General features: G+C 55.9%; 13 protein-coding genes. 2 read left to right on the top strand and 11 right to left on the bottom strand.

What is annotated here, in order from left to right; translation table 11 throughout:
• Positions 1-5: 5 nt before the first annotated feature.
• From ACVWYU_RS28855 to ACVWYU_RS28835, 5 genes are read right to left on the bottom strand one after another with little or no spacing between them, the layout of a single operon-like run.
• Positions 6-617: a GNAT family N-acetyltransferase gene (locus ACVWYU_RS28855; RefSeq protein WP_457374312.1), complete on the bottom strand. Its 612-nt coding sequence runs from the start codon at positions 615-617 to the stop codon at positions 6-8.
• Complete coding sequence (locus tag ACVWYU_RS28850; protein ID WP_457374311.1) at positions 610-2,172, bottom strand: LTA synthase family protein; 1,563 nt, start codon at positions 2,170-2,172, stop codon at positions 610-612. The genes ACVWYU_RS28855 and ACVWYU_RS28850 overlap by 8 nt, the downstream gene beginning before the upstream one ends.
• A complete protein-coding gene (locus ACVWYU_RS28845; RefSeq protein WP_457374310.1) occupies positions 2,165-2,941 on the bottom strand; it encodes an SDR family NAD(P)-dependent oxidoreductase in 777 nt (258 codons plus the stop codon). The genes ACVWYU_RS28850 and ACVWYU_RS28845 overlap by 8 nt, the downstream gene beginning before the upstream one ends.
• Positions 2,938-4,260: a capsule biosynthesis protein gene (locus ACVWYU_RS28840; protein ID WP_457374309.1), complete on the bottom strand. Its 1,323-nt coding sequence runs from the start codon at positions 4,258-4,260 to the stop codon at positions 2,938-2,940. The genes ACVWYU_RS28845 and ACVWYU_RS28840 overlap by 4 nt, the downstream gene beginning before the upstream one ends.
• Complete coding sequence (locus tag ACVWYU_RS28835; RefSeq protein WP_457374308.1) at positions 4,197-6,227, bottom strand: capsular polysaccharide biosynthesis protein; 2,031 nt, start codon at positions 6,225-6,227, stop codon at positions 4,197-4,199. Before ACVWYU_RS28835 ends, ACVWYU_RS28840 begins: the two co-directional genes overlap by 64 nt.
• A 471-nt stretch (positions 6,228-6,698) precedes the next feature.
• Between ACVWYU_RS28835 and ACVWYU_RS28830 the strand changes: the two genes are divergently transcribed.
• Both ACVWYU_RS28830 and ACVWYU_RS28825 read left to right on the top strand, forming a co-directional pair.
• Positions 6,699-7,634 (top strand): KpsF/GutQ family sugar-phosphate isomerase, encoded by a 936-nt coding sequence (locus ACVWYU_RS28830; protein ID WP_282482100.1) that lies wholly within the window; start codon positions 6,699-6,701, stop codon positions 7,632-7,634.
• 323 nt (positions 7,635-7,957) lie between these two features.
• Positions 7,958-10,177, top strand: a complete 2,220-nt coding sequence (locus ACVWYU_RS28825) for a tetratricopeptide repeat protein (RefSeq protein WP_457374307.1) — start codon at positions 7,958-7,960, stop codon at positions 10,175-10,177.
• Between the two features lie 66 nt (positions 10,178-10,243).
• Here ACVWYU_RS28825 and ACVWYU_RS28820 read toward each other — a convergent pair whose 3' ends face one another.
• From ACVWYU_RS28820 to ACVWYU_RS28795, 6 genes are all read right to left on the bottom strand, one after another.
• On the bottom strand, positions 10,244-13,720 hold the full coding sequence (locus ACVWYU_RS28820) for an HAD family hydrolase (RefSeq protein ID WP_457374306.1): 3,477 nt from the start codon (positions 13,718-13,720) through the stop codon (positions 10,244-10,246).
• A gap of 217 nt (positions 13,721-13,937) precedes the next feature.
• A complete protein-coding gene (locus ACVWYU_RS28815; protein WP_457374305.1) occupies positions 13,938-15,020 on the bottom strand; it encodes a polysaccharide biosynthesis/export family protein in 1,083 nt (360 codons plus the stop codon).
• A gap of 40 nt (positions 15,021-15,060) precedes the next feature.
• The gene (locus ACVWYU_RS28810; protein ID WP_090318491.1) at positions 15,061-16,167 is read right to left on the bottom strand and encodes an ABC transporter permease; all 1,107 of its coding nucleotides are present in this window, start codon (positions 16,165-16,167) and stop codon (positions 15,061-15,063) included.
• Positions 16,168-16,215: 48 nt separating this feature from the next.
• The gene (locus ACVWYU_RS28805) at positions 16,216-16,869 is read right to left on the bottom strand and encodes an ABC transporter ATP-binding protein (RefSeq protein WP_457374304.1); all 654 of its coding nucleotides are present in this window, start codon (positions 16,867-16,869) and stop codon (positions 16,216-16,218) included.
• Positions 16,870-16,882: 13 nt separating this feature from the next.
• Positions 16,883-17,677 (bottom strand): ABC transporter permease, encoded by a 795-nt coding sequence (locus tag ACVWYU_RS28800; RefSeq protein WP_457374303.1) that lies wholly within the window; start codon positions 17,675-17,677, stop codon positions 16,883-16,885.
• 239 nt (positions 17,678-17,916) lie between these two features.
• Entirely contained in the window at positions 17,917-18,708 is a 792-nt protein-coding gene (locus ACVWYU_RS28795) for a CPBP family intramembrane glutamic endopeptidase (protein WP_457374302.1), read from the bottom strand.
• Positions 18,709-19,149 lie beyond the last annotated feature (441 nt).

The raw sequence follows: 19,149 nt of genomic DNA, 5'->3' as shown, positions 1-19,149 counted from the left end.
GCGGCTCATGGGTTGGATTTCAGCGTGCGGCGCATATTGATGACCGAGGGAAAGGGCAGAAAGCGGCCAAGCCAGTTCAGCGGCGTGGTTCGCACCCGGATGAATCCCAACTGCTCGTAGAGCCGCCGGGCCCGCTGATTCTTCACCTGGACTTCCAGTTCGACCCGGTCATAACCGGCCCGACCGGCCTGATCGAACGTTGCGCTCAATAGCGCACGGGCGATGCCTTGGTGACGGGCGTGCTTGATCACATGCAGCCCATAGAGATAGAAACCGTAGTACCACTCCCGACCTTCAGTCAGCGCAAACAACAGGTAACGCGCTGCGCCGCGCAAGCGACCGAATTCCCGCAGAAAAGGCCCGGCGCCGGGCGAGAAAGGCCCGCGCCAGTGGTGCTTGAAGGCGGCGTAGCCCAGGGGCGTGCAGTCACGGTAGGCGATCAGAATCCGGTCCCAGTTGATTGACGCGGCCAGCAGCCGATAGCGGCAGGCCTCATCGCCGAGAAAGAAGGCCAGCGAACTGCGTCCCGAAGTGATCATCCGCGCGATCGATTCATCAGGTTCCGGCAAGCTGGAGCCGAGGGCGATCCGCAAGGGCGCTAGGGCGATGTCAGTCATGGGTTGCCGTCTGTGCCCGGCTGGCTTTTTTGACCGGTGTGTGGCTGTTGCTCATCTGCTCAACGAAGGTCTTGGCCAACTGTTCAACACCGAGGGTCCGCGGCAGGCTGGAAGAAGGCGTCTGATTGGACCAGATGAAGTAATCGGTATCGCCATCCGGTGCGCCGAGGGCGGCATACACATCCGGGAGAATCGGCACGTGATCGCCAAAGAAACACAGCCCGGTCGAGGTCGGACTGACCAGCAGGTACTCACGTAACTTGCCGAGCATCCGGTCGGCATTGCTCAGGTGACGCAGGTAAGGCGCCAGGTCGCGCATGCCGTCGAGCAGCGGTCGATCGAACCAGTTGGGCAACTCTGCCGCGTCGACCTGCTCCAGGTGCAGCGGCCCGTGGTTTTCCATCGTGACGGCATGGATGTACAGGGGCTGGGTGCGAGCGCTGTCGTCGAGCAGTTCGATGATCTTGTCTGCCACCGCACAATCACCAATGAAGGGGCCGGCCTTTTGCTCCTCGTTGAAGCTGCGCACGTCGATGAACTCATCGAAGCCCAGCGCTGGCAGCACGCGATCACGACCGTAGAAACTGCCCGCATAAGGGTGAATGCACACGGTGCGATAACCGCGGCGTTTCATGTCGGCGGCGATGCTGGGCAAGCCCAGGCGGGCCAGGTGGCGATAAGGATTGAAGCGATGTACGCCGAGCCGGTCGCCGGCGATCCCGGTCAGGAAGGCGAACTCGGTGCGCACGGTGTTCGCGCCCCAGGCTGCGACTTGCAGGCGACCATGGGCCCTGGCTTCGCCGCGTAGCACATCGTACTGGCTCAGCACCTGCTCGCGGATTCCGGGCCACAAGGTGCGTATATCGAAAAACGACTCGCTCTGCACCGAAACCAGGTCAGGCAGGGCCGCATCGCAAGGGGGGCGAATCGCTGGGGCATCGGTCGCAAAAGGCGAGTGCAGGGCGTCGATGGACACCTTGCGCCGGGCGGCACAAAAGTACGTCCATAAACTGGCGGCCAATCCCCAGCGGCGCAAATCCAGGCTGGCGTCGTAGCTGGGTTGCAGCGGCTTCAGCGCGCCGATGAGCAGCAACAGCGAGGCACCGGCCAGCGCTACGGCAGCGGTGGACAGCGCATCGCTGGCGGTGGCCTCGAAATACAACCCGCAGGCCAGATAGGCGATAAACGCCAGCGCCAGCACAATCGTCTTGCCGATGCCGAAGAAGGGCAGGTACAAGCGCGGAAAGCGCACGGCGTCGCTGAAGTACTCGAAATCCGCACACACAAAGGGCTCGCGCAACGAGTGATACTTCGAGTTGCTCACCAGCACGATCAGCAGCCACAGCGCCAGCACATTCACCGCACTGAAATACGCGCGCCCGGTCAGCCCATAAAGCAGGGCCACCGCGAACAGCCATGCACCGGCATGCAACAGCCAGCTACGCAGTGGTCGGCGCAAGGTGGGCCTGGGGATCAGCAGCGCTTCGATGCCGCAGGAAAGCAAAAAGCCGCCGAGGATCACCCAGGCGAAAGAACTGTTCAGAAAGTCAGGCACCGTAGTCCAGCCATCGCAAAATCACCGAGGACATCCGCGGGGGAATCACGCCCAGGGCCCAGCATCCGAGGTTCAAGGGAAAGGGGAAACTGATTCGCGCCTGATTGGCGGCCAGGCCACGACGAATTCGTTGTGCGGCTTTGTTCGGGTTCCACAGCAGTGGTTTCGGCCCCGGCATTTCAAAGCACATTTTCGATTCGACATAACCGGGCATGATCACATTGATCCGTACGCCGTCAGCTGCGACCAGGTCGCGCATGGACTCGCCGTACGCCTTGATCGCCGCCTTGCTGGCGCTGTAACTGGGTGTGGCCGGCAACCCGCGCCAGCCGGCGAGGGAACTGAACAGTGCGATTTGCCCGTGCTTGCGTGAGCGCATTGCCGGCAATGCCGCCTGCACGGTGGCAATGGCGGCCATGACGTTGACCTCGATCACCGCCTGGGACAATTCCCACTCCTCATCCTCGGCATTCGGCCCGGTCGCGGTATTGAGCCCGGCGCCGACGATGATCAGGTCCGGTTGCTCGGTTGCGCTGATCCGGGTGATCCATTCGCGCACCGCTTCCAGGTCCTGCACGTCGAGCGCGTGGAGGATGACCCGTGCACCGGCGGCGCGGCATTGTTCGGCCATTTCTTCCAGACGCTCGGTACGTCGGCCCTGCAGGATCAGGGTCACACCCGGCGCCGCATAAGCGGGTGCCAACGCACCGCCGATACCACCTGTGGCGCCGGTGATCAGAATGCAGCGTGGTTTTTTGTGCAGCGTCATAAGTAGCGTTCAATCCTGGAGGTCTTGGCCAGCAGCACTTCCAGCGAGTTGTTCACGGCCATGTCGATACCGCAGCGGGTATAAAAGCCGCCATTGACCTGGGTGGTATGAATCACCGTGCTGCGAAAGCGCTGAAACAACGTGGAGTCAGGCGGTTCCGGCGTGTGCCAGAAGTCATCGAGGCTGCCCTGGTGGGTGAGCCCCTTGAGGTTGTAGATCGGATCGCTCAGGGCAATGGTCGGCACGTTGTGCATCAGCGACGAACCGCCGACGGTGCTGTTGACCGTGATCACGCCCGCGACGTGGGACAGCAGCGTCGGCATGTGGCCGCTTTCGAGGAAGTCCACGCGGTCGGCGATGCCGAGTTTGTGGGCGATTCGCCGGGTGATTCGGTGATAGTTGACGATGCCCGGGGTCAGGGGATGGTTCTTCACCACCAGGCGCGTGTCACTGCCGGCATGGCGGGCGAACGAACCCATGACATGCTTCAACACATCCTTCATGTGTTTGAACGGTGAGTGATCGCGGATCTGCGCATCGCTGTCCAGTTGCAGTGGCAACAGGAAGGTGCGATGGCGATTGCGCGCCACTTCACTGATGACTTCGGAGTCGCGGCCCTTGGCGTTGACCAGGCGAAGGCCCTGGCGAATGTAGCCGGCATATTCCACCGCTGCGTTGAACGGCGCGTGGGTTTTGTAATGGGGGAACACCACTTTGTTCAGCGCGCCACCGACGTGGTACATCACATCGTGGAAGGCCCGGGAGGCAAAGGACAGGCGGAACGAATCGCCATTGTGATAACGCGGGATGTACTTGCCGACTTCCCGGTACCACTCCGGATCACGGGGCAGCAACGAGTGGTTGTTCACGCCATTGCGCTCAAGGGTGATCCAGTAGGGGCGGAAGTAACCCTCTTCGAACACGTGCACGCGAATGCCCAGCGACCTGGCCAGCTCCACCGCCGGCTGGTGCACCGGCCGGCAGTCACCGAACAACACCACGTCGGTAATGTGGTCCGCGCGGAAGCACTGGCTGTAGAAGTCCATCAACTGCTCGGGCCGCGAGGAATAAAACACTCGCGCGCCGCTGCCATAGAGCGTGTCGCCCATGTTGAAGTTGACCGACTTCACCAATTGCCCTTCGGCCCGAAGTGCGCGCACCAGGCGTGCGAAAAACGGCGAACTGACGCCCTGCAGAAACAGGAACGAATTTCGCGGTTTCACCGACACCGGACGTTGGGAGCGATCGACCGGCACTAGGAGTTTCTTGGGCGTGGCTTCAAAGCGCTGAGGACCAAGTGTTGAATCATCTCTCGCCATGTCGTAGGCCTTCCTTGGGTAGGTACTTCATCCCAGTTTTGAATCTCTATTAACGTGCGTTCGGGGGTGGTGAATTTTCGGGTGATGCGGCTGACATAGGTCGGGTAGCGGATCAGCGTCGCCGCCACCAACTCGTCCAGGCTCAGGCGACGAGTGCGGCGCGCCTGGACCTCAGGGCTCATGCCCAGATCCCGGGTCAGCCCCCAGCCGGCATAGAACGGCTGGCCATAGGTGGTCACCGGCACGCCGCGCAACAAGGCTTCAAAGCCCGATTGCGAGGTCAGTACGTGCACCTCATCCACCTCGGATAACAGTTGGTGGAAGGGCACATCGCCCACCACCTGATTGCACCAGTTACTGGTGCGCTCTTCGCCGTCGCCGGCTTCGCGGGTGCCGGCCAATACCTCAGGGTGCGGCTTGTACAACAGCCACGCTAACGGGTGGCGCTCGCGCACCGCCTTGAGCAAATCAAGGTTGCGCCGGATCCGGTGCGCGCCGTAGCGAATCGAAGCGTCGGACTCGACCTGACCCGGGACCAGAATCACCTTGGCGACACCCGCCGGGCGTTTCCACGCGGTGCCGGGCAAGTTGTATTTGGTCACACCGGCGGCACAGATCGCTTCACGCAAGGCCGCAGCCCGTTGCAGCAAACCTGAAGTCCAGGGTTCGTTTTGCAAGAGGTGTTCCAGGCGCGAGGGACGGGTGGCGTCGTAGTAAATCCCCAGGTCATCGAACACCCACGACAGTGGGCGGGTTTTCTTCGCGCCCAGGCCGACGGAGCGCAGGAAGCCGTCTTCGACGCGGCCGAGGTGTTTGCCCACTTTCTTTGTCAATGGCGTGTCGTGTTGACAACCCCATGTGATGACCGGTGTGGCGGGACGACGACGGGAGAAACGGCCAAGGAAACGAATGGATGATCCGTTGAAAAAATCCAGTACCAACGGCTGCTTCCACTTGCTGAAACCGACCATTTGCAAGTCATGGGGCAAGCGACTGCGCATTCTGCGCTGCAGTCCCAGCCACGCCAGCACGGTCTCCGGTTCGCAAGGCGCGCCCGTTTCCGGGTCGACGTAGCGCGGGTACTCCACCAGCGCGGCATGCAGCAACTGTTCAAGACTCACCGGTTGGCGCCGCGCAGGGGCGGGCAGGGCATCGAGGGTCAACCCCCAACCGGCATAGAACGGCATGCCAAAGGTGTGCACGGGCACGTCCCACAACAGTGCATCGAAGCCCAGTTGCGAGGTCATCACGTAGACAGCCTGGACGTTCGGCATCAGCTCGGCCGGGTGGCGGTTATCGCTGATCAAATGGATGCGGGGATGCTTGCGCAGCTTCGCCAGGTCGAAGTGACCGTGCTTGCGCCCGGCCACCACGTCCGGATGCACCTTGACCACGACGGTGCTGTGCGGATGTTCCGTCAGCGCGGCCTCGAGCATTCGCTCGAAATCGGCGGCGGTGGCGCCTTGCAGTGAAGCATCGCCACAGGTCTGATCGGCCACCAGCACACAGGGCTGAGGCAGCTCGCAGGCGTCGATGCGGGCGCCGTTGTACTTGGACACGCGCTCCTCGCACCAACGGGCCTGCAAGGCACGGGCACGCAGGCTCTGCGCTTGCGTCAGCGGGACGGGAATCAGTTGTTCCAGGCGAGAAGGCGCGGTGGCGTCGTGATAGATGCCCACGGGATCGACAATCAGCGACAGCGGCGGTTCTTCCGCCCCCAGCCCCACAGAGCGCAGAAAACCGTCTTCAACGGTGAGCAGCGGCAAACCGGCTTCTTCAGCTACGGCCTGCGCGCGCAAAGCGCTGGGCTTGCGCCCCCACGCGAGCACATCATCGGCCTGGGCAATGTCGCGCACGGTCCCACACAGCAGCCGATATTCAGGCAGCAAAGAGGGGAGCGTCGAGATCTGTTGCGCGCCTTTGGACAGAATCAGCAAAGAGCGACGCGGTGGAGCGGCATTGTCCATAAAAAACAGCGGATATCCATAACGAGCGCAGTCTTGTGTCAGACACAATCAGTCGTGTCTGAAAAATGCTTAATCAAAATTTGGCGCGAATGATAATACAAACGGACAGCTGCCATTCAGGAAAGCGCGAGATTTTTTACGGATTTTTCACAAGTTCCGTGATTTTTTTAAACATGACAGGTGCAGGGAATTGAAATGTCCGATAAACGGTCAAAACACGCCGCCTGGCGCGCTTGACGACATGAAAAATCAGGTGGGGGCGCACTCCCTTGTGGGCGCTGGCTTGCCAGCGATGAGGCCCTGCCAGTCAACATCCACCCCTTAGGTTGTCCGTGGGTTCCCAAGGTCACAACCATCCACATCTCGAGCGATTCAGGAAAATTCCTACAGAAGGAGGGAGATCCGCGTTTCCTCCCTGACTTTGAGCCGCTACCATACGCGCCTTCAAAATCAAGGAACGATAGGGCCCTCATGAATCACCTTCCAATTGCCAAAGAAGCACTCTGCGCCCAGGCGCAAGCCATCGGTCAACTCGCAGAACGCCTGGATGGCGAGTTTCAACGTGCCGTTGAACTGATTCTGGGTTGCAAAGGTCGTGCAGCGGTATGCGGCATGGGCAAATCCGGTTTGATCGGCCAGAAAATGGTCGCCACCTTCGCCTCTACCGGCACTCCAAGTCTGTTCCTGCATCCGGCCGAAGCCTTCCACGGCGACCTCGGCATGCTCAAGCCAATTGATGTACTGATCCTGATTTCCTACAGCGGTGAAACAGAAGAAGTCATCAAGCTGATCCCGAGCCTGAAGTCCTTCGGCAACAAGATCATCGCCATGACCGGCAACGGCCAATCCACCCTGGCCAAACACGCCGACATCTGGCTCGACATCTCCGTCGAGCGCGAGGTGTGCCCGAACAACCTGGCACCCACCACCTCGACCCTGGCCACCATGGCCATGGGCGACGCCCTCGCTGTCGCCCTGATCAGCGCCCTCGACTTCAAACCGATGGACTTCGCCCGCTACCACCCCGGCGGCAGCCTCGGCCGCAAACTGCTGACCCGCGTCAGCGACGTGATGCACACCAACCTCCCCAAAGTTACCCGAGAAACCTCATTCCACGACTGTCTGCTGGTCATGACCTCCAGCCGTCTGGGACTGGCACTGGTGATGGACAACGACAAACTGGTCGGCATCGTCACCGACGGCGACCTGCGCCGCGCACTGCTGGGCAATCCGGGTGTGGTCAACGAGCGCGTCGCCAGCTTCATGACCGCCAGCCCGCACACCGTGAAAGCGAATGCGCAGTTAAGTGAGGCAGAGGCTTATATGCTGGATCACAAGATTCGTGCGCTGCTGGTGACGGCAGAGGGGAGTGATGAGGTGGTGGGGGTTGTGGAGATTTTTGACTGAAGACCTTGCGCCTGCCGGGTATTGGAATGAGTAGTTTGTTTTATGGGGCCATGTCGTTTGCGAACTCGTGGAGCACTAGAGTTTGAGGGCGTAAGCGATGGACCTGTGTGGCTTTTGGCAAGAAATATGGAAGTTTCGAGTGGGACTTGCTAGCGCATTTATCCGACTTTTCAGGCGCTGGGTTAGGGGAGTTACCTCCAGTATTTGTCAATACGAATCCGAAGATTCAAGCTCGCTGTTGCATCAAGCGGTTCGCAGGAAAATCAGAGAAATGTCATTCGATATTAGGGTATTATCGCGCGATCTTCTAACACGACATTGACATGATTCTAAGTATGCAAAATAAAAGTCAAGCTGTAGTCGCTGAATCATCATTTCTAAAAATAGTTAATGACGACAGTGTGAAGCGCACATACGTCATATTTTCATCTATAGATATTGAGCCTGGAAAGTTTATGTTCTGGCGGGTGATGGATTCGATAGCCGGTTCAAAAATATTTCTCAATGATGAAAAAAATGGTTGGTATGTGCATGGCATTCCGACGCTCGGTGATAACGTACCGGATGCCGCTGTTGCTTTACTTAATTTAATTAAAAGTACAAATCCTGAAGAGGTTGTTTTCATTGGGCCATCCATGGGGGCATATGGCGCAATGCTGTACGGGTCGATTTTAAAGCCGGAACTCTCAGGGGTTACAGTTCGTTGTCTTTCCTTTGGGGGGGAGTTTTTACTGTACGGAAGAGAGACTCGTAGTAAGGCATTCACAAAAAAAGAACATAATCTTAACTACGCTGATTTGCGCGGAATACTAAAAGATTCAGGTCTTGCGGTTACGCACGTATACGGTGATACGGATATTAATGATATCTACCAGTCTACTCTGGTAGAAGACAATATTAACGTCGTAAGGATTGCCATTAAAAGCGCGCCTCATGCGGTGTCCACCTATATTGGGCAGGAGGTCGGGCTGATTGAGTTTGTCAGGGAGTTTGGAGAATCAGGTGTTTTTCCAGAATTTCAATCATCTGCGATCACACAGATTGGCGGTTTTGGTAGTAGCTTGTTTAAAGGGCATCTGGCACTTATCGATGGAGAGATAGAAAGTGCGCTGCATGAGTTAGGTGTCGCAGTAAGCTTGTGTCAGGACCACGCAGTTGCACGCCACAAATACGGGATTGCGCTTTTTCAGAATGGAAAATTAGAGGAAGCGTTTCTAGAGCAAAGTGAAGCTGTGCGCTTAAATCCAAGCCTCGATAATGCCCATTATCACTTGGGTGTTTTGCTTCGTGAGCGCGGAGAGCTTGCCGAGGCAAATTTGGCTTTCAGAGAATGCCGGAATATTAATCCCCTTCATGTGGTGTCCAGGTTCGCGCTTGCAAATGATGCTGTTGAACGTAATGACTTCGATGAAGCAACTGAGTTCCTTGGGGAGATTTTAAAGGCGGACGCAAGAAACGTGCGAGCTCAAGAGATGCTCCTTCGCATAGAACGTGACGTAACGGAAAGAGCTAAGCTTTCTGAGATTTTTATTAGCTCTAATGTTTTTGCATCAAAGCCAATTGATTCAAAACCGCAGCTGAATAAAAGGTTTGTCGGGCGCGATTTTCTGATTCCACTGATGGCGCTAAAAACATTTGAAATGGAAATGGGGGGGGGCTCCCAAGATGAATGCGAGCAGTTGATTAAAAGGGCTACTGAGCATCGCGATTGGATTACGGTTGTTGGGGTTGGTCGTCTGATGGTAAAGAAGTGGCCGATGAAATACAGAGGGTATTTGGCTCAGTTTGATGGCCTTCTTAACTTGGAGTTGCGTTACGATGCAATTCAAATACTTGCTTTGGCGGTTAGTGAAATTGGTAGTGCGCCATTAATCGCTCATCGGCAAATGCGTCTATTCAATTATTCAGCCCGGTGGGATTTGACGCTTCAAGCGTTTCGTTCAGATGCCAGTGTCCAAACAGATGGAAAATGTATTCGGGAGGCATTTCTGGCAGCCCTGCAGATGAAAGACTTTGATCTTGCTGATTCAATAGTTGAGTCGTCGAAATTTTCAGAGGAGCTTCATAAAAGTCTTGCTGTTGAGTTGGCTCGAAATAAGAATGAGTGTGCGGAAGAGTTGTTGGGGGTAACTCAGTGCATGGGTAGGGGGCAAAGATTTGTTGTCGCGGAGGCGGTGGCTTCCGGGAATAGTAAAGTAGTAGAGCTCGCTTGCTGGAAGATGTATCGAGATGGAGTTCGTGATGAGTTTTTTTTCGATGTTGCTTGTCGAACGCTAGCTCATGAGGATGTAAGTAGTCGGAGATCTTTTTTCTTTCAGTATGCTGCTAATTCAGCGCATCCGCAGAATGTTAGTTATTTAATGTTGTTGGCCAGTTCTTGTCTTGCCTGGCGACTATTCGAGGAGGCTCGTATTTTTTTAAATGGTCTTTCGAATATGAAGGGAGAAATGGTAGCTGTGGGGCGGAAATTCGCTGAGCTGAATCAGGCTATTTGTAGAATTCAATCTCAATTTGAATCCGTGGGCTATGGGATTGACTACTAGAATTGAATTTTTGATGACTTGCCCTTTCACTTGCGTGAACGGGCAAGTTTGCGTGTTGATGAGAGCTTAGTTATTTGTCCTTCGCATGTAGATTGATCCTAGAAGTCTCACATGAGCGGACTTCGAATCTGCAAAGAAGGTTTCAGGCGTTAGTTCGAATTTTCGTACTTTCTTTTCGTTGGATGTCTTTTTTACTATCCAGCGAATGAAGCGCTGTTCCAGATATGCCTTTTTCTTCGTGTGCTGCGTGGGTGCGGTAACTGGCGCTGGTTTGGTTTTTCCTAGCGCTGATTTAGCGTGTGCGGGTTTTATGTTGTTAGTGGTAGGTTGTTCCGCTTTTTTCAGAGCGTTCACGCCGACTTTCCAGACGCAATTAGCTTCCAGATTGTTCTCTTCAGGAAGAACTATCTTCAAGCCAGCGCCACCATATGCATCCTCAAAAACTAGGCCCGCGAACATCTTGGCGTCTACCGGGTGCGGATCACTGAAGAACTTTTCAAGCACACGTAACGATTTGACAGGTTCGATATCCAGGTTTTTCAAGCGACTACCAAAGATACGCGCTGTTTCTTCAATGAAGCTGAGCGCACCCTTATGGATTCGATGAACTACCTCCTCTCGCTTCGCCTCGGCTGCGAAGCGGTCCATGAAGATAGGTGTAAGGCGGCCATTCCAGTCTCGGTCCATGCGCACGAAGGACGTGTCCACACTGCTGAACAATGTCTCGTAGAGTGGAACGTTGCGACAGAATGGATGGTGGGTATCGTGACGATCCACGAATTCACCCAGGTACCCTCTAATCGGCATACCGTAAGCATCTACGCGCTTCAAAGCCTGGCGGAAGGTCATTAGGTAATAACCGCCGAACAGTTTCTTGCGATCAGTGAGCAGATACAGGGATTCCTGCATGGTGCCGGCATACCCTATATCCACCAAGGCAACTTCACCTGAGTCCAGTAGGCCTGTTCCTTCAAGGTATTCGAGATAATTCGCCCGCTCTTTGCTGGCGGCACTGACGATGAGTGGAAGCAGGTCAAGGAAAAACGGTTTGAGCATTTCCTGGTGTTTATTGGTGACAATAGTCTCAAGAGTAAGATCGTGTTTTGAGAGGATCTCAGTCGGGACGTTTGCCGGGTAAACACCAAAACGAGACGAGAGAAGATGCTGGATGGTGGTGCGTGCAAAGTCCACCTGCAGCAGGTCCATCACCCCATGTTCATCTCGTACTTTGGCCAGGTTTACGGCTCTGCGTGAGCAGAGCAAATAGTGGCTGCTCGGGGCATCTGGATAATTCTGGGCAATACGGTCGTAAGCTTCCTTCATGATCAAGCCGTCGCGAGACAGGAAGTAAAGTCGCTTTACGCCGTCGCGAATGGCTTTCTCAATCAGCCACTTGGAGTAGCCGAGCAGCATAGGTCCTTGACCGTAGTAACCAAGGCGCCAAGGATCGCCACAGAATAGTGTTCCGCGTCTATGCGGCAGATACGGGTTGTCATGGAATCGGTTGCCCGCAACAGCAAGAATCATCTTCCAGTCGAGGGAGTGGCGCTCTTCATCGCGGGACCAGGGGGTTTTGAAGCTGTCGCATTCCGCGAATACTTCAGACGCCTTTACCAGGTGGAACGGTTTGATGCCGCGTTCTTTAGCTCGCACCACGTCGGCGGCAACGTTGTCTCCAACGTGGAGAATTGTCTTTGGATCGACGTTCAGATCTTCGAGAACGTGGTCGAAGAGTCTTCCGTTGTGTTTCTTGACACGGGCTTCGGACGATACGTAAAAGCGCTCATAACCCTCATAACCATTCTTTTTAAGGATGGCTTCTAGGAAGTCGCGAGGAAGATACATGTCGGAAATGATGATGATTCGTTTGCCCAGGCTGCGAGCTTCATTGAAGGCTTTGAAGCCAGACAGCCTTGGATAAAGAATGTCCATTTCCATCTGCATTTCGAGTTGTTGAACGCGCTCTGCCAGTTCTTGACCCACTCCAGTTTGTTCTGCAAATGCCTGGTAAATTTCATCAATCCGAGTCTCGCCGTCACCACGTGCAATGGCGTCCTCGAAAGCAGCTTTTTCTGCGGCGCGTCGCGCGGCGCGGAAATCGAGGGAGGGAAGATTGCAAATTTGACGCACTTCATCCGACATGAATTCGAACATGTCTGAAGGAGATTTGAATGGTCGGTACAGAAGCGTATCGAATACGTCGAACGAAATAATTGGATGCCGCTGAATCTGCTGTGAAAGCTCACGGCAATGATCCATTGAAGACTCTTCCCGTACCAGGTTGAAGTAGCCGAGTTGCTTCAGGTATTCGGGCTCGCGTCGAAGATCCAATAGTGTTTTGGCGACTGGTTCTTCGTCCGTCCAGCATGGAAAATCCCCGGCAGGGCGGGAAATGACCTCTCGAAGCCAGGCTGCATAGCCTTTGCCATCTTGTTCAAGCATTTGAGTAGGGAGATGTTTAGAGCTGATCGTTGAAATAATCAGTTCATCCCGTACGATCGGATCGCCCGAAGCTACTTGGGTAAAGAACTCATTCCAGTCGTTGGTGGTTGCAAATGGTGTGATGTGGCTGGCACCGAGGGTCAGCAAAGGCTTTTGCCAGAAGGCTGCCTGATAGCCAAGGGAAGATGAGATGGTGATAACGCCATCCATCTCAGGAACCAGCAACTGTGATACCGAAGGGATCTTGTCGAAATTTTCGAAGTAGGCAAAATTCGCAAAACGCGAGCGCAAGTAACTGATGTTCTGCTCGGTCAGGACTGCACTTCGCGTTTGGCCGGACCAATAATTTGTTACTACCAGAGCTTGGTTTTCCGGTATCCGACCCATGATTTCGACCAGTGCGTCGAACTGGCTACGACGTCCCAATACGGAGTCGATCATGAAGTAACCATCAATCTGCAATGGCAACAGAATCACGCTGCGGAACCGTTGCTTTAGGTCGTTGATTGCTACTTGTGTTGGAGCAATTGAACTCAGGAATCGAGCTTCGTGATCTCTCAGGCTTTCGAGTGCTTCGATTTCCGTCACGCTTACAGAGCGATTGGCGGGGGAAGTACTATCGCCGAGGAGTCCTGTGTCAAAAGCAACAAGGTTGGCAAACGGCGCACGAGAGAAAAAGCCGGGCATTTGATATATGACGCGTGCCTTGGGAAATATTTCTCCAAGGAGCGACATAGGTGATTCCCATACGATAATGATGTCGGGTTCAAACCCTTCCGGAATACCAGATCTGAGCAATTCGCCAAGGCGCTTGTGCTCGCCATCCTTATAGTTTTTGGCTTGATGTCTTAGCGAGCGCTCAAGTGTATTCTCGCCTTCGGTCCAGTTCAGCGGGTCAATGGTAGACATGGAACCGATTGCTGCGACGTGACCGTCGCGCAATGCTCGCTCAGCAATGACCTGGCTAACGATGCAGTGCACGCTAACGCCGGCATCACGCAATGCAGTAACTTGCGGCACGATTGAGCTGCGAAGTGTAGCGTAGCGAAATTCAGGGTTGCCCAACTCAATGGCGGGCTCCAGATAGAAAAGGACGTTCATTCAAGTTCCTTGAAATCTGCTGGAGTGTTCTTTCAGGGGCAATCCTTGAGTCAGCTTATAGAAAGTCCAGTATGTGACATCCCTGTCTTTTAACTTGTTAGCGCTGTCCAAAATTCACTGGCCCAACAAACACTCCACTCGTAGGTGAATATCGGTTTGGATTGCTGCCATCAGATGGTCGATGGCAGCAGACACGTTAGTGCGTTCTGTTTTTTGCTTAGTTCGGGCTCACGCCAACCGCACGTCCAAGTACGAGAGTCTGCACAATTGGCCCAATAATTTTTTGCCACTCATACACAGCCGCGTTGGTGACATAAATCGTGTCATCCGGTTTCAGCATGACTTGGCGGGCGTAAAAAATGGCAGCTGGGTCGCGCATGTCGATACGCATGACGATGGGTTTGGCTGCTTGCGTTGGGGTGGATTCCCCCATTCGGAAAACGAATACACCCTGTGGGTTTGCATTGGCTTCTTTTAGCCCACCCACCGAGCCCAATGCATCCAGAAGGCTGGCGTTTTGCGCTGGCAAATCATGCAGACCTGGTTCACCAACAGCACCCATCGCCACAAAGCGTTGACGCGCGCGGTCCAGAACCACTTCCGAATTAGGCTTCAGCACGAAGTTGTTGCCGGCCAGGATATCTTCGTAGTTGTACGTATTGGCTTGAGAACCGTTGCGCACGGTGACATTGACCAAATGCGGTTCCATCACCGGGCCACCCGCCTGGTTAACAGCATCGAGCAAGGTCAGCGGGCCTTGCAGGGTGGAGAAGCGGCCAGGGGATTTCACGGCGCCTGCTACCAGCACCGAGCCCGACAGATCGCCAACCAGATCAACGTGCACCTGCACGTCGGTGGTCACGCCCTTGAGCTTCTGCCGAATCATGTCTTCGACCTGAATCAGGGTCATGCCCGCGACGAACTGATGGCCAACGTATGGCAAGGAGATCATGCCTTTGTCGTCGATGCGCACCTTCAACTGGGTGCCGCCCGTCGAGAGTGGGGCAAACAGGCCGCTGCCTTCAGGCGCGTTGTCGGTAATCAGCACGTTGATTACGTCACCACCCATCAGGCGTACGGTCTGCGCCATTGGGCTGGTGATTTTGGCTTTGGCCGGTTTGCTGACCGGGCGCATGAACGGTGCGATGGTATTGGCGTTGATGTCCACCAGGTCATACGCAGTGCTTTGGCTCTTGCTCTCGATATCGCCTTTGTAAGGGCCGGCACCCGACATCACGCCGCTGCAACCGGACAAAGTCAGAGTCACCAGCATCAAACCCGCAACAGCGCTGTTTCGCATGCTCAAGTTCAGGGGGCGAAGGGGCAGGCTGGAAATGGATTTAATCACGATGATCCTCGATCGATGCAATAAGGAAGCGGGCAATGCCGTAGAGCAACAGCAGGGCCAGGAAGATGGTTGCCAGGTTGTAGAGGCGCTCCGGGTACAGCGCCATCTGCGGCGTGTTCGGGCTGACCACGGTGACCAGGGTGCGGATCTTCTTGCTGGCTTCGATGCGCGCGTTGTCCAGCGCGGCAACGGCGGTCTTGTAGGTTTCTTCGGCGATACCGGCGTCGAGGGTCAGTTGCTGGAAGCGCGAGGCCACCACGTTGAGCTGGTCGCCATCCGGGGCGGATACCAGCAAGCGTTTTTCGGCATTCAGTTGTTCACGGATGGCGTTCACGCGTTGCTGCTGTTGCTTGACCTGAGGGGAGTCCGGGTGAAGCTTGTAGAGCATCTGGGTGAGCACGGCGCGTTCTTTGGAGTGCTCGCCTTCGAGGGTGTCGATGATGCTGGCGCGGCCCTGGGCCGAGCTCTTGCCGTCCAGTACCTTGTTGCGATTCTGGAAGCTCAGCAGTTCTTCCTTGCGCTTGGTGTAGTGCTTCTTCGCGCCTTCCAGTTCGACCTGGGCGAAGCGCATCTGCTCGCGGGCGATGCCGTGTGAGACTTCGTTCACGAAGCGCTCGCTGGCTTCCAGAATGGTCTTGACCATCTGTTCTGCCAGTTCCGGGCTGAAAGCTTGTACTTCAACGCGCAGCAGGCCGGTGGTTTCGTCATAGTGGGCGGAGACCATGCGCTGGTAGTACTTGAGCAGGTCTTCGCGCTCGGTGTCCTTGTCCAGCCAGAAGAACGGGTCGTTGCGTTGCTTGCTGTACTGCTCGACCCAGTGCAGGCGGTCTTCCAGCAGTTGCATCATGTCCATCGAGACGATGTATTCGCGCAGGTACAGGGTTTCTTCCCGGGAGGCGGGGTTGGTGCCGTTCAGCAGCATGCTCAGCCCTGGTAGCTGTGCGCCAGGGTTGTTGCCGTCCTGACGCACCACCACTTGGGCGGAGCTGACAAAACGATCCACGGCAAAAAAGCTGTAGTAGACGATGGCCAGTACCATGGGTACTACGATCAGCCCCAGTGTCAGGCGCCAGCCCTTGAATTTACCCGTACTGCTCATATGCACTTGCATCCTTGAAATAAAACAATCTCGCCGCGGTCCGGGCGATCAGGTGTTGTAGGCCTTGATGCCTTCATCGACATCGTCATAGATCTGCACCCCGCCATCGCGTACCAGCAGCACGACGTCACAGAGCTTTTTGATTTCCGGCATGCTGTGGGAGACCAGGACAACCTTGGATTTTTGCAGGCGTTCCTCGAACACCTCAGCGCATTTGCGCTTGAAGTGGGCGTCACCCACCGACATCACTTCGTCGATCAGGTAGTAATCGAAGTCGAAGGCCATGCTCAGGCCGAAGGCCAGGCGCGAACGCATGCCGGAGGAGTAGGTCTTGACCGGTTCGTCGATCCAGCTGCCGATTTCGGCGAAGTCTTCGACGTAGGCGATCTTCTGGCGCATGGCCTCACCCACCGCGCCGTAGACGCGGCTGACGAACTTGATGTTTTCGCGTCCTGTCATGGTGCCCTGGAAGCCGCCGGACAGGCCCACGGGCCAGGAGATGCTTTTGTCGGTGGCAACGGTGCCGGAGTCGGGCACGTCGGCACCGCCCAGCAGGCGCATCAAGGTCGATTTGCCCGAGCCGTTGCGGCCGATCAGGCCGATGTTCTTGCCTGCAGGGATCTTCAGCGACAGGTCACGGAACACGTGGCGACGACCCTTGGGGGTCAGGTACGACTTGGTGATATTTCTGAGCTCGAACACGGGAAGCCTGCGGTTAGCCGTTCTTGGTGGAGATCAAATGCAGTCGACGAACCCGATAGGTACCCAGGGAGACGAACAGCAAAACCAGGGTGGAAGCGATCACGTAATGCAGCGAAACGCCGTCGACCGGTACGTAGTGCGGGAAAATTTCGGCGCGGATCAGTTCCAGCAGGTGCAGGAACGGATTGAGCAGCAGCAGCGGCAGCATGGCTTGAGGCAGGTAGGCGGCGGGAATAAGAACGCCCGAGATGAAATACAGCGGGAAGAACATCATCCGCAGAAACAGCGCGCTGCTGGGCATGGCGTGGGCAATCAGCGACAACAGCATGCCCAGGCCAAAGGAGAACAATACTCCGAGCAGGATGATCAGCATCCACTCGATGGGCGCCTTGATGGCCATGTCGAAGCCGAACCAGGCGAAGCCGAACACCAGAATGGCGTACGCGCTTGCCGAGATGCAGAACTCCACCAGCACGCGGGCCACGTAGGTGTCGAGGGGCTTGATCTGTTTATAGGCAAATAGCGCGCGGTTTTCCTTGGGGCTGTTCATCAGCCGCATGGAGATGTTGCGAAACAGCAGGAAGGGCGCGAGGCCGACCAATACAAAGACCGGGAAGTCGATACCGATCACGGTGCGGCCGCGAATCAGAGAAAACAGCACGCTGAAAATCAGCAGGTGGCAAATCGGCTCGATCAGCGTCCAGCTGGCGCCCATGCGCCGATCACCGAAACGCGAACGCGCTTCACGCAGCACCAGGGCAAAAATGACGGATTTTTTGATTTGCAGGGGGGAGCGAGGCTTGAGCATTTTTTACCGCACAGCACAACAGCGCGATAAACGCGCTGCTTGAATTCATTTTCAGAGCACTAATCAGTCGGTGTATGACAGATTGCTTCCATTCGTGGGGCGCGAGGTTAAACGTTGCGGCGGACAGGAGTCAAGCCGCTTAGTTCCCTATCGATAATCGGGTGATTTCGCCAAAACTCAGGGTGAATTGAGGGGGGATTCGGCCTGTCCGGCACCCTGTAGGTCTGGCTATAAGTGGCTCAGCCCGCCAGCATCGGGTAGGTAAACAGACCGAAATGCAGCAGATTCAAGCCGAAGTGAGTAGCAATGGCTGCGGCCAATCCGCCGTATCGATAGGCCAGCCCATAACCAATGCCTGCCAGACTCGCCAATACGACCCATTCCCAGCCAGCACCGGAATGTGCCAGCCCGAACAGGAGTGAGGCGATCAGCAGGGCAAGGTGTTCACCGTAGGGCCGATGCTTGAAACATCGGCTCAGACCGCCTTGTATGTAGCCGCGAAACAAAGCCTCTTCTACGACGGTGACGAGCAAGAGGTTGTTGTTTATCCACAGCCAGGCCTGATCCGGCCATTTGGGTGACCATTCGATGATCCCCAGCAGCCAGGCGGCTCCTAACGTTACAGATGCTGTGACGCACAAGGCAGCAGCGCATGCTTTCAGCGTCGGAAGAAATGGCTGGCGGGCGACGGTCCACGGGCACACCAGTAACAGCCAGAAGCCAATCAGCGGTTTGTCCAGGTTGAGGTTCATCGAAAACGGGACAGCGTTTTCGGTAAAGCGCGCCTGGTCGATCATCTTGGCGTTGTAGAACCCGGGCCACCCATGCACGGCCAATGCGAATGCCAACAGGACGAACAGGGCGTGGCCGAGATAACGCACCTGGCGGTAGTCGGCTTGCCGGGCGGCAAAGCCGGCGAGGATCAGCAGGATGATTGCCAAGCCCGCCAGGACTGTCAGTTGTCCGTAGGTGAGTGCCAGGACGTAGCCGGCGCAAAGCAGTGTCAGGTACGGCCAGGGCAGTACGAGCATGGGCAGGATCCTGGATTTGAATGAAGCTTGCCTTTAGGTGGGGCATTTAGGCAGATATGACCACCTGTCGGCAATTGTGGTGCTCGGTTTTAGTGCGTAGATCGGATCCTGTGACTATGTTTAAACGTGCCTGACATTAACGTGAAGGGCGCTCTGCCAGATTTTCCTGAACCAGGCGATGTGCATGATGACTTGGCCTGTCGTTGCTTTGACGTTGTTGATACTGGCGCCGCTGATGGTTGTTTCAACGTCACTCAGTGGCTGGGTCGAGCATTTCAGGATTGAAGGGGATAGCGAGTACTAGTTTCGGTTGTCCGAGGATTCGGCAAACACAGGTACCGCAGTGCCTGTAGATACTCTGTTCCCGGTCAAGCTTTCAGCAGGTGCTTATCGCTGAAAAGCTTGGCCGTGTCGAAATCCTCTCCCGAGCGCATGCACGCC

The organism is Pseudomonas sp. TE12234, from assembly GCF_054061835.1.
The sequence above is the reverse complement of the archived record's forward strand: the minus strand, read 5'-3'. Positions and strand labels throughout refer to the sequence as shown.

Excerpts from the sequence above, each read along its gene's own strand:
- ACVWYU_RS28845 (WP_457374310.1), bottom strand. The coding sequence starts at position 2,941 with ATGACGCTGCACAAAAAACCACGCTGCATTCTGATCACCGGCGCCACA.
- ACVWYU_RS28835 (WP_457374308.1), bottom strand. The coding sequence starts at position 6,227 with ATGGACAATGCCGCTCCACCGCGTCGCTCTTTGCTGATTCTGTCCAAA.
- ACVWYU_RS28810 (WP_090318491.1), bottom strand. The coding sequence starts at position 16,167 with ATGAGCAGTACGGGTAAATTCAAGGGCTGGCGCCTGACACTGGGGCTG.
- ACVWYU_RS28795 (WP_457374302.1), bottom strand. The coding sequence starts at position 18,708 with ATGCTCGTACTGCCCTGGCCGTACCTGACACTGCTTTGCGCCGGCTAC.
- ACVWYU_RS28825 (WP_457374307.1), top strand. The coding sequence starts at position 7,958 with ATGATTCTAAGTATGCAAAATAAAAGTCAAGCTGTAGTCGCTGAATCA.
- ACVWYU_RS28815 (WP_457374305.1), bottom strand. The coding sequence starts at position 15,020 with ATGCGAAACAGCGCTGTTGCGGGTTTGATGCTGGTGACTCTGACTTTG.
- ACVWYU_RS28830 (WP_282482100.1), top strand. The coding sequence starts at position 6,699 with ATGAATCACCTTCCAATTGCCAAAGAAGCACTCTGCGCCCAGGCGCAA.
- ACVWYU_RS28800 (WP_457374303.1), bottom strand. The coding sequence starts at position 17,677 with ATGCTCAAGCCTCGCTCCCCCCTGCAAATCAAAAAATCCGTCATTTTT.
- ACVWYU_RS28855 (WP_457374312.1), bottom strand. The coding sequence starts at position 617 with ATGACTGACATCGCCCTAGCGCCCTTGCGGATCGCCCTCGGCTCCAGC.
- ACVWYU_RS28820 (WP_457374306.1), bottom strand. The coding sequence starts at position 13,720 with ATGAACGTCCTTTTCTATCTGGAGCCCGCCATTGAGTTGGGCAACCCT.
- ACVWYU_RS28840 (WP_457374309.1), bottom strand. The coding sequence starts at position 4,260 with ATGGCGAGAGATGATTCAACACTTGGTCCTCAGCGCTTTGAAGCCACG.